Below are 13,040 nucleotides of genomic sequence, written 5' to 3'. Positions count from 1 at the left end.
TTTACACAAAAGCGTAAAGCGCACACCAGAAAATTACCCTTTTTGCACAGGTTTCTGTCAGAAGTTCTCACGAACCGCCCGTTTTAGCCGTTCAATCAAACTTGGTATCGATCCGCCCAAATGTTCGGCGCGCAAATCATAGCCCGATTGCAGTTCGATCCGATCCGATGCCGCATAATGAATCAACCCGACGAGCGTTGAAAATGCGGGCCCCGAATGCGCTTCGGGAATGCTGATAAGCCCGGCGGGACGCCCGATGCGGACAGTGCGGCCTAATGCGCTCTGCATATGTTCGGCGGCACCCTTTAATTCCGCGCCGCCGCCGGTCAGGACAACCTGATGCCCGGATGGCCCCGTAAAGCCGAGCGTTTTCAACGCCTGCGCAACTTCGGTCACAATTCCGTCGACACGCTGGCAGACGACCGCATTCAACTGCGCCTTGGTGATGCGTGGCGCTTGATTGCCGGGTTCAACGCCATTTTCGTCCGGGCCGATGTCGAGCACTTCCTGATGATCGCGTGGGCTGGTCAGCGCCGAACCATGAAAACATTTCAGCCGCTCCGCCTGCGCGCGGCGAATACCAAAGACCGAAGCGATATCGTCGGTGATGTCCGATCCGCCTTTTTGAATGGTTTCGAGTCCGACCAGCATCCCGCCAATGAACACCGACACGTTGGTCACTGCTGCCCCAAATTCGACAAGTGCAACGCCAAGCTCCCGCTCTTCGGCCGTCAAACAGGCAAGACCTGTTGCAACCGGTCCGACCACAAGCGAATCAACATCCAAATGTGCGGAGCGCACCGTCATATCCATGTTGCGGACGGGTGATTGGTCGGCAAGGATGACATGCACGTCAACGCCAAGCCTATCTGCGTGCAGCCCAACCGGATTTGCTACACCGCCAACACCATCGAGCGCATATAACGTAGGCTGAATATGCAACGCAATTTTGCCGCCCGTCTGGATATTGGCGCGTCCGGCCTGAAGCAGTTCATCGACATCGTCTTGCGTGATGCGGTCGCCGCCCAGTTCCATTTCAACGGGCGCCAACATGCTATCGAGCCCGCCCGACGACATGCCGACCCAAGCGCGGTCAATGTTCAGACCAGCAATACGTTCGGCCTGCTCCACCGCGTGGCGGACAGACAGTTCGGCCTGTTCGACATCCGCAATGCAGCCACGGGTTACGCCGCGACTTTCGCGCTGACCAGTGCCCAGCACCAGCAGATCGCCATTTTCGGTTTGCCGTACGATTAATGCGGACACCTTGGATGAACCGATATCAATCGCCGAAATCAGCCGTTCGGCACGCGTCGTCTTCATGCCGTTAGTCCATTGTTTTTTGATGTGATTTCGTTGTTTTCGTTATCATCGTTGTTATCCGCTTTAACAGGTTTTGCCTTTGGTGCTTTGCGGAAATAGGCGCGATCGGGGTCGCGTAGGTCAAAATGGATGAGGTCGCGGCCAAGCAAACGGTGGACACCGTCCAACCGTGCAAAGTTCAAAAGTGCTTTGGCAGCTTCCGCCTCACCCTCTGGCAAAGCCAGCGTTTCGCCCGTCTGGAACTGCAAGTCCCAGCGTCGGTTACCTATCCAGCTTGCGCCTGAAACCTGCGATTTCAACGCCGAGGCATTGTCGAGCAAGGCGTTTAACGCGACGATATGTTCATTGGCCTCATTGCCGTTCAACGTCGGTAAATCGCCGCCCTCACCCGCGCGGACATTTGCCAGAACGATCCCGTTCGCGTCGATCAGCGAATATTTTCCGTTCCGTTGCCATAGCGCCGCTGGCTTGCGTTCAATGATCTCCACCGCCAACGTATCGGGCAAGCGCCGCGAAACGCGGGCGTCCTTAATCCACCCATATTGCAGCAAGTCCGCGCGTATTTTGTCGATATCCACCAAGGGCATAGCGCGGTCTTTTTCGGCGAGCACCAATTGATAGACTTTCAACTGGTCCACCCGTTCCATGCCCGTTACCGGGACGCGCTTTACTTGGAAACCAGCCTTGGCGGCCAGCGCGGCATATTGTTGATAGGCGGCGGCGGTCAGGCCAGCATATTGGGCGGCGACCAAGGCAAGCAGCGTGAGCACCGCCAATATGACCCAGGTAACAATCCGCTGCACCTCCTTTTCGGTCAAAGGCAGTATGCGTATCAACGTATCAACCCACGAAGCTTGCAGCACCTTTTGCCGTGGGCTTGGGCTTTTTGCCTTGCGTTTTGCGGGCGCTTTACGTGCGGCACCAGCCATTATGCCAATGCCCCTTTAACAATCAGCGCCTCTTTAACGATCATGTCCACAAGCTGTTCGTAGCTGATCCCGACATAACGCGCTTGTTCGGGCACAAGGCTTGTCGGCGTCATGCCAGGCTGGGTATTGATTTCGAGAACGAAAACGCCATCCATGCCCGCTGCATCATCCCAGCGAAAATCGGTGCGCGAGGCGCCCTTGCAGCCAAGCAATTGATGCGCACGCAGGGCCGTGTCCAACATATATTGGGCAATATCCGCAGGGATTTCCGCAGGGCAAATATGTTCAGTCAGGCCGTCTATATATTTCGCCTTAAAGTCGTAAAAGCCGCTCTTGGGCTTCAACTCGGTCACGCACAACGCTGTGTCGCCCAGCACTGCCACGGTTAACTCGCGGCCTTTGATGAAGGGTTCAGCCAGCAACCGGTCAAATTCCTGCCACGGCCCTTTGGCATCGCGCGCAATCGGGTTGCCGTAATTGCTGCCTTCTGTAACGATTGCCACCCCGACCGAGCTGCCTTCGTTCAGAGGTTTCAGCACATAAGGGCGCGGCAGCGGATCAGCCGCATATAGGCTTTCGCTGTCCAATATGGTGCCTTTTGGCATCCGGATTCCGGCGGGCACGAGACACTGTTTCGTCAGTTCCTTGTCGATTGCAATGACGGAGGTCACCATGCCGCTATGCGTGTACGGAATGCCCATCAAATCCAGCATGCCCTGCACCGAACCATCTTCGCCGGGAACACCGTGCAAGGCGTTGAACACAACGTCAGGGCGAAGGCCTGCAAGGACTTGTGCGACATTACGGTCCATGTCGATGCGGCTGACCTTATAACCAAGCTTTTCAAGCGCATCGGCCACATCATTGCCGCTCGTCAAGGACACAGACCGTTCGTTCGACCATCCGCCCATCAACACCGCGACGTGCATTTGCTTACTCATTTCGTTTCACCCACGCGCTGTATTTCCCATGTTAACTCAACGCCCGAATGCGCCAATACGCGGGCGCGGACTTCTTCGCCAAGCGCCTCAATATCTGCGCTGGTCGCATCGCCGGTATTAATCAAGAAATTGGTGTGTTTTTCGGACACCTGCGCGCCGCCAATCTGAAGACCCCGGCATCCAGCCGCATCGACAAGTTGCCACGCCTTATGTCCATCAGGATTCCTAAAGGTAGAACCGCCAGTTTTAGAGCGCAAAGGCTGCGATGCTTCGCGCGATGCGCTAATCCGGTCCATTTCAGCTTGGATCGCTTCGGGTTCGCCCGGATGCCCCTGGAAACGTGCCGCCACAACGATTGCGCCATCGGGCAGTTCGGAATGACGATAGCAATAATGCATATCTTCCACCGACAAGGTCGCCAGCGTTCCGTCGCGCATCACCACATCGCAATCACGCAATATGTCTTTTACCTCACCGCCATAAGCGCCCCCATTCATGCGGACAAAGCCGCCGACTGTGCCAGGGATCGAGCGCAAAAATTCTAAGCCAGAGATGCCATTGTCACGCGCAGTGGATGAAACCAATATGCCCGACGCACCCGCGCCGCACGCCAGCGTCACCGCATCCGTGCAAGTGACCTTGGCAAAGGCCTTGCCCAAACGGATGACAACGCCCCTGACACCGCCATCGCGGACGATCAGGTTCGAACCCAGGCCAAGCGCCATGACAGGCGTGCTAGAATCAAGTTCGCGCAAAAAGGATTGCAGGTCGGCAACATCCTTTGGTTCAAACAATATGTCCGCGCAGCCGCCCGATTTGAACCACACCAACGGCGCCAACGGTGCGCCTTGGGTCAAGCGGCCTTCTACATGCGGCAGAAGCTGCGTGGTCATGCACGCGCTGCCTTTATGGCGTCGGCGAGGCCAGCAGCCCATTTGGTGATGTCGCCAGCGCCCAAACACACGACAATGTCATGGCCCTGCACCACCTGCGCCAACTTGCGTGCCAAGTCGCCTGCGTCCGTGACGGTCGCGGCGGAACGATGCCCGCGCGCCTTAATGCCGTGCACCAGCGCGTCTGCATCTATGCCGTCTATCGGACCCTCACCTGCGGCGTAGACCGGCGATATGAACACCATGTCGGCATCATTAAACGCTTGTTGGAAATCATCCATATGGTCGCGCAATCGCGTAAAGCGGTGCGGCTGTGCCACGGCAATCACACGACCCTGCGCGCCTTCGCGTGCAGCAGACAGAACGGCGCGGATTTCAACGGGATGGTGGCCATAATCGTCGATGATCGTGACTGCCCCATCAACAAGGGCTACTTCGCCGACCTTGGTAAAGCGCCGCTTAACGCCACCGAATTTGTCAAAGCCATGGGCAACGGCCTCATCGCTCATCCCCATTTCAAGGCCAACCGCAACAGCCGCCAGCGCATTTTGCACATTGTGGCGGCCCGGCATCGGAAGGTCGATGCTTTCTATCGTCCGTTGCGACCCGTCGCGGGCGCGGACTACGACGTCGAAGCTGTTACCGCCGGGATGCGGCGCGACATTTTCGCCGCGAATGTCGGCCTGCGCCGAAAAGCCATAGGTAATGATCCGGCGATCGCGGATCTTGGGCAGTATCGCCTGCACCTCGGGATGGTCGAGACACATGATCGCAGCGCCATAAAATGGAACGTTTTCGACGAATTCGACAAAGGCGTTTTTGATTGCGTCGAAATCACCATAATGGTCAAGATGTTCGGGATCGATGTTGGTGACAACAGCAAGCGTGCCATCAAGCCGCAGGAAGCTGCCGTCGCTTTCGTCCGCCTCAACCACCATCCAGTCGCTGGCACCCAGGCGCGCGTTAGAGCCGTAGCTGTTGATGATACCACCGTTGATGACCGTAGGGTCAATGCCGCCATGGTCAAGCATCGCAGCAATCATCGATGTCGTCGTCGTCTTGCCATGTGTGCCAGCCACGGCGACCGTGTTTTTCAACCGCATCAATTCGGCCAGCATTTCGGCGCGGCGAACCAAGGGTATGCGCCGTTCCAAAGCGGCGTCGCGTTCTGGGTTGCCTTTCTTCACCGCAGTCGATGTGACCACCACCGCTGCCTCGCCCAAATTTTCGGCGCTATGGCCAATCATCACCTTGATACCGCGTTGGCGCAGGCCATCAATGACATAGCTGTCGGCGATATCGCTGCCTTGCACTTGGTAGCCCAAATTGTGCATGACCTCGGCAATGCCCGACATGCCGATGCCGCCTATGCCGACGAAATGCACAATGCCGATATCGGTTGGAACACCTCTCATGATGCAATCTCTGTGGCAAGTGCGGGGGATGGGCTGAAAGCACCGCTGGGTTGGGGTTTTGATTTTATGCCATGCATGATGGGGGCGCGACCGAAGGATTCGACCAGGTCGGCAAGATCGGCAACCGCATTTGGTCGGCCGCAGTTTTTGGCGGCCTTCGCTGCATTTTCCAGCGCACCGGGTTCCAACGTGATCTTCTGAATCTGCTTGGCGAGTTCAACCGCAGTGAAGGAGGGCTGCGCGATTGCGCGCGCGCCGCCGGCGTGCACCATTTCCTTGACGTTATAGCTTTGATGATCATCGGTGGCGCTGGGCAGCGGAACTAGTATCGCGGGCCGTCCAGCGCATGTCAGCTCGGCAATCGTCGATGCCCCGGCCCGCGATATCACCATATGCGCCCAGCCAAGCCGTTGCGGCAAGTCAGGCAAATAGGTCGCCAGCTCCGCTGGAATGTCATGGGTGGCATAAGCGGCCCGCACCGCGTCAATATCCTCAGCGCGGCATTGCTGCGTCACTTGCAAACGCCGCCGTAAATTAAGCGGCAACATCGACAACCCATCAGGCACCACATCGGAAAGCACCGTCGCGCCCTGGCTTCCGCCGGTTACCAGCACGCGGAATATGCCGTCGGCCAATAAAGGCGGATAAGGCTGGTCACGCAAATCAAGCACCTCTTCGCGCACCGGGTTGCCGACCAGATGCACCTTGCCGGCATGACGCGGCGACAGGCGGAGTATGTCGGGATAAGAGGTGGCGATGGCGTTCACTCGCCGCGCGGTGAAACGATTCACGCGGCCAAGCACGGCATTTTGTTCATGAATAATCGCTGGTATTTTCTCGGCAAAGGCACCCAGCAATGCCGGAAACGCCGGATAACCGCCAAAGCCGACCACGGCGCTGGGCGCAAAATTTTCGTACAGGCGGCGCGCCATAATACGGCCTTTGGCAATCGCCTTTATGCCGGGAATCCAGCTCGCCGGATTTTTGGTAATACGTCCAGCGGGCAAGATATGCGTGGCCATCTTATCAGGGCAGCCCGGAATTTTCGCACCGCGCGCATCCGTGATCAGCGCCACATGATGGCCGCGATTGATCAGTTCCTGCCCCAACGCAAAGGCAGGAATCAAATGCCCTCCAGTTCCGCCAGCGGCCAACACATAATGCCGAGAAATGGTCATGACCTGTGTCCCTTCACCATATAAAGCGACCGGTCAAGATATGGGTTTCGCTTCGTCAATGCGAGTATCAGGCCGCAGGTAATCGAGAGCGCCAAGATAGACGATCCGCCGTAGCTAATGAAGGGCAAAGTCATCCCCTTTGACGGGAAAACACCCAAATTCACGGCGATGTTAATCATTGCCTGTCCGCAAAATTGCGCACCAAGCCCCGTGACCGCCATGACCACAAACTGGTCTTTCTCATCCAGCAAGCGGATGATGATGCGGACCAAAATCGCGAAGTATAAAAGGGCGATGACCATGCAGGCCAAAAGGCCGAATTCTTCACCGATGACCGAGAATATATAGTCGGTATGCCCCTCAGGCAGAGAATATTTCTTGATACCAAGCCCCGGGCCAAGGCCAATGAAGCCCCCGTTGGTTAAGGTCGCCAGCGCCATCTTGTCATGCGTCAGCCCTTCCGTACCAAAAATCCACGCGTCTATCCGCTGGGTTGCGACGGGGTAGAAGTTATAGGCCAGCAGGATGAACACAACGCCGCTGATCACGAGAAACCACAACCGGCTTGCAGGCACGCCAGCGACCATCATCAGCGCAAACCAAGTGCCCATGAACAAGATAGTTTGCCCAAGGTCCGGTTGAAGCAACAGGAAAAAACACACAAGGCCAGTGGCAATGCTGGTCAGGATAAGAACGGGTAAGCTTGGGTCTTTTATCCGCCAGCTAATAATCCACGCCATCATGACCGCGAAAAAAGGCTTCAGAAACTCAGACGGCTGAAGCCCCGCAAAACCAGGGCCAATCCATCTTTGTGACCCGTTCACCTCGCGTCCCAATAGGGGCACCAAAGCAAGCAGAACAAAAAAAACGCAGAAGCCGTAGACCGCAAAGCGTTGCGCTTGTGCACGCGGATACATCGACACGAGAAGCATGAGCGGGACCCCAATCAGGACCCACATCAACTGCCGATAAAAGAAATAAAGCGAAGAAAGCTGCGTCGTTGAAGACGACAGCCGCTGCGCACCCGCTGGCGACGCCGCAGCGACGGCCAGCAACCCAATGGCAATCAACACCATCATCAATGATAATAATACGCGATCGAGTTCCCAAAACCACACGCCCAAGGGCGAACGGTCGCCACGGCCCAAGCGGTTGGCAAAGCCGATTTTACCGGTTTTAGCCGCAAGGACCCAGGGCGCCTCTTTTGGATCGCTCATAACGCTTCCACAATTGCGCGGAACGCATCGCCGCGGGCTTCGAAGTCTTTGAACTGGTCAAAGGACGCACAAGCGGGCGAAAGCATGATAACGTCGCCCGGCTGTGCTTGGGCTGCTGCCGAATGCACCGCTGCGCCCATCATCTCGCTGCGTTCGACAGGCATGTGCGGCGACAACAATTCATGGAACAACGGACCAGCTTCGCCAATTGTGTAAGCCTTTACGACATGGCCAAAATTGGGGATGCATTCGTCGAGATTGTCGGTCTTTGGCAAGCCGCCGACGATCCAATGCACGCGCGGATAAGCGGCCAAGGCGGGCGCAGTAGATGCCGCATTCGTTGCCTTGCTGTCGTTGATGAACAATACGCCGTTGCGTTCGGCCACAACTTCCATCCGATGGGCAAGCCCGTTGAAGCTGCGCATCGCTGGCCGCCATTGGGCCTCAGTCACTCCAAGCGATTCGACGATGGCAATGGCCACCGCGATATTCTGCAAATTATGGGGCCCTTGAAGCGAAGGCCATTCGGCCTGACCCGTTACCGATTGCGGATCGGCGAGATGCACAAATTCCGCCCCACGCCGCGCAAGCACTTGGTTGTAAACGCGTTCGGTATCAGCGTCGCCTTTGCCAAACACAGAAAACTCTGTGCCCGTCTGCATTTCAAACAGCCGCGCCTTCGACGCCATATAGCCGTCATAACCATCATAGCGATCAAGATGGTCTGGCGACAGGTTGATGAGCGCAGCGGCGTCGCACGCGAGGCTGTGCGTGATGTCAATTTGGTAGCTAGAAAGCTCAAGCACATAAACGCCGCCTGCGGGCAATGGCACTTGCGATAAAATTGGCAGGCCAATATTGCCTCCCATGCGGACCGGAATTGACGCGCTCTCCAGCAGATGATGCACCAACGCCGTCGTGGTAGATTTGCCATTGGTTCCTGTAATTCCCACGACACGATGCGGCGGTAGGTTCGGCCGCGCCATCGCGAATAATTCTATATCGCCAATCAGCGGGATGCATGCCGCCTTTGCCTTATCAGCGATAGGGTGGCGGTTGATGGGAACGCCGGGCGAAACGACAATGGCCTCATAGCCCTTTAAGTCGCTTAGCAACGGATCGGCAATCGTGGCGATGTCTGCAACCTTGGCCCGCGCGCCTTCGTCATTGTCCCATGCCAAAACTTCGGCCCCGCCCGCGACAAGCGCACGTGCCGCCGAAAGGCCGGAGCGCGCAAGTCCCAATATTGCGAACTTCCGGTCTTTAAAGGCAGGGGTAGTGATCATCTGAGTTTGAGGGTTGATAGCCCCGCAAGCGCCAATACGAAAGCCACAATCCAGAAGCGAATGACAACGGTCGGTTCGGACCAGCCAAGCTGTTCAAAATGGTGGTGAATCGGTGCCATGCGAAAAATGCGCTTGCCAGTCCGCTTGAACCAAAACACCTGAATGATAACAGACAGCGCCTCAATTACAAAAAGCCCGCCGATGATGGCAAGAACAAATTCATGGTGCGCCACAACGGCAATAGCGCCAAGCGTTCCGCCCAAGGCAAGGCTTCCGGTATCGCCCATGAACACCGCCGCAGGCGGGGCGTTGAACCACAAAAAGGCAAGGCCAGCGCCCACAATCGCGCCGCACAACATCGCAAGATCGCCCGCCCCCAAATAGAATGGAATACCCAGATACGCGGCATATTTGGCGTTGCCGACCATGTAGACGATCAGCATGAACGCGATTGAGGCGATGATCACGGGCATGGTGGCTAATCCATCAAGGCCGTCGGTCAAGTTTACTGCATTGCCGAATGAAACGATCACAAACGCCCCAAAGGGCACATACCACCAACCAAGGTCGATGACGGGGCCGTTGACAAACGGCAGGTATAAATTGCCGCCCGATTGCCAGACAATCAACGATACCGCGACGCCGGCAATGGCAAATTCCCACAACAACCGGACTTTGCCGGACACGCCCTTGTGGCTGCGTTTCTTGACCTTGTCATAATCGTCGAGAAAACCGACCATGCCAAAGCCAGCGGTCACCAATAAACAGGCCCAGACATATATGTTTTTCAGGTCCATCCACAAAAGCATCGAAATGCCGACCGACACCAAAATCATCAAGCCGCCCATTGTTGGCGTACCGACCTTGGCCAGATGCGATTGTGGCCCGTCACTGCGAATGGGTTGGCCCTTGCCCTGACGCACGCGCAGCATGCTGATAAAGCGTGGTCCAATCAGCAGGCCGATGATCAACGCCGTGGCAATCGCCGCGCCCGACCGGAAACTTAAATAACGGATAAGGTTGAAAATACCCGGAAATCCAAGATATTCGGCCAAAACATATAACATCAGTTTTCCCCACCCGTCAGCGCGCTGACGATGGTGGAAAGTCCCATAGAATTGGAACCTTTGACCAAAACCGTGTCCGATGCGCAAAGATATTGTTGCAGGACGCCAAGTGCCTCCTGCGCGGTCGCGCAATGCGCGAATTCCTTCGGTCCCTCAACCCCTGCTTTCAACTCTTCGGCGAGAATTTCCATCTCTTTACCGACGAGGATCGCAAAATCCACCTTTGCGGCGGCCAAGGGCACAGCAAGCGCACGGTGATAATGATCACCCTTGTCGCCCAATTCCTTCATCGAACCCAAAACAGCTATACGCCGTCCGCCGCCCGACAGTCCCAACTGGCCAATCGTTGCCGCCATGGAGGCCGGGTTGGCGTTGTAGCTTTCATCGATCACATGCACATTGCCGCCAGATATGGCCACATCATGCCGCGCGCCGCGTCCAGATAGGCCGCCCATTTCGGCCATGGCCAGGCCCGCAGACGCCAGATCACCGCCAGCGGCCATTACCGCAGCCAATACCGCCATGCTATTGGCAATCCAGTGCTCACCGGGTTGCGACAAATTGAAGGACAACATCGCGTCGCACACTTTTGCGGTGATAAGCGTGCCATTGTGGGCCGTATTGAGATGGTCGATAACCCGGACATCGGCGTCGGGGCTGAAACCAAAGGACAAGATCGTGTTGGTGTAGCGCTCTGCCGCAGCACGCAGACGTGGATAATGCACATTGTCTGCAGGCAGGATCGCCGTGCCGCCTTTGACCAAGCCTTCGAATATCTCTGCCTTGGCGTCGGCAATGCCACTTTCATCCTTGAAAAATTCAATATGCGCAGGGGCGATGGTGGTGATGATGGCAATATCGGGCCGGACAATATGGCTCAGCGCGCGCATTTCACCTGCATGGTTCATACCCATTTCGAATATGCCAAAGTCGCAATCTGCGGGCATCCGCGCCAGACTTAAGGGGACGCCGACATGGTTGTTGTAGCTTTTAACCGAACGGTGCGCGCGGCCGCGTGAACATCGGTCCAACGCGGCAAACAACGCCTCCTTCGTCCCTGTTTTGCCCGCAGAACCAGTCACGCCAATAATCTTTGCCTTGGTCCGTGCGCGCGACGCATGTCCCAATGCCTCCAATGCCTGCATCGTATCGGCGACACGGATATGCGGGTGCGGCACTGGCTGCGACACAATTGCGCCTGCTGCGCCATTGGCAAATGCCTTGTCGACGAACAAATGCCCGTCGGTCTCCGCGCCTTTCAACGCCAGAAACAAGTCGCCTGTGCCGATTTCACGCGAGTCAAAGGCAACGCCAGTGGCATCAAAATGCCCCGACGCTGTGCCGCCCGTCGCCGCCAGCAGTTCTTCGAATGTCCACAACGGGATCATGCCGCGCATTCCCGCGCAACTTCGACATCGTCAAAGGGCAAAACACGGCCCATGATGATCTGTCCTTGCTCATGCCCCTTGCCCGCGATCAGGACGATGTCGTCCGGCTCGGCATGTTCGATGGCAAAGGCAATCGCGTAACGCCGATCGCCAATTTCATGCGCGCCCTTCGCACCCGCCATCACATCCGCACGGATAAGCGACGGATCTTCGCTTCTCGGGTTGTCGTCGGTGACGATCACAATGTCGGAATCCGCCACGGCCACCGCGCCCATTTCCGGACGCTTGCCGGTGTCGCGGTCGCCGCCTGCACCAAATACGGTAATGAGCTTGCCCTTGGTATGGGGACGCAAGGCCGCAATTGCCGCGCGCAAGCCGTCGGGTGTATGTGCATAATCAACGTAAACGGGCGCGCCGCTTTTGGTAATCACCGCGCGTTCCAAACGTCCGCGCACTGGCTGCACCCGCGCCAAATGCGACAGCAGGCTTTCGACCTCTCCACCGCTTGCCATGACCACGCCAGCCGCGACCAAAGCGTTGGCGGCCTGATACGCACCGGTCAGCGGTAGCTTCAACTTGTGCACATCGCCCTGAATACGCAGTTCAAGGGTCTGCCCAAGCTGGGTCGGTTGGCGCGATAATAATTGGATGCCCTTGCCCTTTTCACCAACCGTAATCAGGCGGAGCTCGCGTTTGCGCGCGCGGGCAATCACTTGGTCGGACCAGGCATCGTCGGCCCAAATGACTGCGCAGCCGCTTTCGTCAACCACCTCGTCAAACAGCCGCATCTTGGCTTCAAAATAAGCTTCCATGGTCCCGTGATAATCGAGATGGTCGCGGCTTAAATTGGTAAAGGCCGCAACCGAAACTGGTACGCCTTCGCTGCGATATTGGGACAGGCCGTGGCTTGATGCCTCGAATATCGCATGGCTGACGCCTTCGCGCGCTAGCCCAGACATATTGGACAGGAAGGTTACGATGTCGGGCGTCGTCAGTCCGGTCTTGGCCTGATCCGACGCCGTAGTTATACCCAAAGTGCCAATCGATGCTGCATTATGCCCCGCCATGCGCCAAAGCTGCCGCGTCAGTTCTGCGGTCGATGTCTTACCATTGGTTCCGGTGACGGCTGCAACATGGTCTGGAAAAGGTTGGAAGAATTTTGCCGCAAGACGCGCGAAAGCTTTGCGCGGGTTGGCTTCGGCAACATGCACTGCGCCGCGCACCACGGCTTCGGGACGTGCGACAACGGCAATGGCACCAGCGGCAATCGCATCGTCGATAAAGTCTTCGCCGTTTAACGCGGCGCCTTCAAATGCTCCAAAAACGGTGCCGGGCGCAATCTTCCGATGGTCGATGGCAAAGCCGGTCACTATTCTGTCGGCACATGCCATGTCGGCACCGCT

At 57.0% G+C, this 13,040-nt stretch carries 11 protein-coding genes; all 11 read right to left on the bottom strand.

The features are described from left to right. Positions 1–57: 57 nt before the first annotated feature. The 11 genes from ftsA to HEQ34_RS06965 are packed head-to-tail and all read right to left on the bottom strand — an operon-like array spanning position 58 to position 13,028. On the bottom strand, positions 58–1,323 hold the full coding sequence (gene ftsA / locus HEQ34_RS07015; RefSeq protein WP_296199120.1) for a cell division protein FtsA: 1,266 nt from the start codon (positions 1,321–1,323) through the stop codon (positions 58–60). Next, on the bottom strand, positions 1,320–2,252 hold the full coding sequence (locus tag HEQ34_RS07010) for a cell division protein FtsQ/DivIB (RefSeq protein WP_296199117.1): 933 nt from the start codon (positions 2,250–2,252) through the stop codon (positions 1,320–1,322). The genes ftsA and HEQ34_RS07010 overlap by 4 nt, the downstream gene beginning before the upstream one ends. Then, the gene (locus HEQ34_RS07005; protein WP_296199115.1) at positions 2,252–3,193 is read right to left on the bottom strand and encodes a D-alanine--D-alanine ligase; all 942 of its coding nucleotides are present in this window, start codon (positions 3,191–3,193) and stop codon (positions 2,252–2,254) included. Before HEQ34_RS07005 ends, HEQ34_RS07010 begins: the two co-directional genes overlap by 1 nt. Further along, positions 3,190–4,086, bottom strand: a complete 897-nt coding sequence (murB, locus tag HEQ34_RS07000) for a UDP-N-acetylmuramate dehydrogenase (protein ID WP_296199113.1) — start codon at positions 4,084–4,086, stop codon at positions 3,190–3,192. Before murB ends, HEQ34_RS07005 begins: the two co-directional genes overlap by 4 nt. Beyond that, entirely contained in the window at positions 4,083–5,501 is a 1,419-nt protein-coding gene (gene murC / locus HEQ34_RS06995; RefSeq protein WP_296199111.1) for a UDP-N-acetylmuramate--L-alanine ligase, read from the bottom strand. The genes murB and murC overlap by 4 nt, the downstream gene beginning before the upstream one ends. Beyond that, positions 5,498–6,679: an undecaprenyldiphospho-muramoylpentapeptide beta-N-acetylglucosaminyltransferase gene (gene murG, locus HEQ34_RS06990; protein WP_296199109.1), complete on the bottom strand. Its 1,182-nt coding sequence runs from the start codon at positions 6,677–6,679 to the stop codon at positions 5,498–5,500. Before murG ends, murC begins: the two co-directional genes overlap by 4 nt. Further along, a complete protein-coding gene (locus HEQ34_RS06985) occupies positions 6,676–7,896 on the bottom strand; it encodes a putative peptidoglycan glycosyltransferase FtsW (RefSeq protein ID WP_296199107.1) in 1,221 nt (406 codons plus the stop codon). The genes murG and HEQ34_RS06985 overlap by 4 nt, the downstream gene beginning before the upstream one ends. Beyond that, positions 7,893–9,182, bottom strand: coding sequence for a UDP-N-acetylmuramoyl-L-alanine--D-glutamate ligase (murD, locus tag HEQ34_RS06980; protein ID WP_296199105.1), 1,290 nt, complete (start codon positions 9,180–9,182; stop codon positions 7,893–7,895). The genes HEQ34_RS06985 and murD overlap by 4 nt, the downstream gene beginning before the upstream one ends. Beyond that, positions 9,179–10,249, bottom strand: a complete 1,071-nt coding sequence (gene mraY, locus HEQ34_RS06975; RefSeq protein WP_296199103.1) for a phospho-N-acetylmuramoyl-pentapeptide-transferase — start codon at positions 10,247–10,249, stop codon at positions 9,179–9,181. Before mraY ends, murD begins: the two co-directional genes overlap by 4 nt. Next, positions 10,249–11,637: a UDP-N-acetylmuramoyl-tripeptide--D-alanyl-D-alanine ligase gene (murF, locus tag HEQ34_RS06970; protein WP_296199101.1), complete on the bottom strand. Its 1,389-nt coding sequence runs from the start codon at positions 11,635–11,637 to the stop codon at positions 10,249–10,251. The genes mraY and murF overlap by 1 nt, the downstream gene beginning before the upstream one ends. Next, positions 11,634–13,028, bottom strand: a complete 1,395-nt coding sequence (locus tag HEQ34_RS06965) for a UDP-N-acetylmuramoyl-L-alanyl-D-glutamate--2,6-diaminopimelate ligase (protein ID WP_296199168.1) — start codon at positions 13,026–13,028, stop codon at positions 11,634–11,636. Before HEQ34_RS06965 ends, murF begins: the two co-directional genes overlap by 4 nt. Between the last annotated feature and the right edge of the window lie 12 nt (positions 13,029–13,040).

Source organism: Sphingorhabdus sp. (assembly GCF_023910635.1).
Classification (GTDB): domain Bacteria; phylum Pseudomonadota; class Alphaproteobacteria; order Sphingomonadales; family Sphingomonadaceae; genus Sphingorhabdus_B.
Note: the sequence above shows the minus strand (reverse complement) of the source record. Positions and strands in the feature narration are given on the sequence as shown.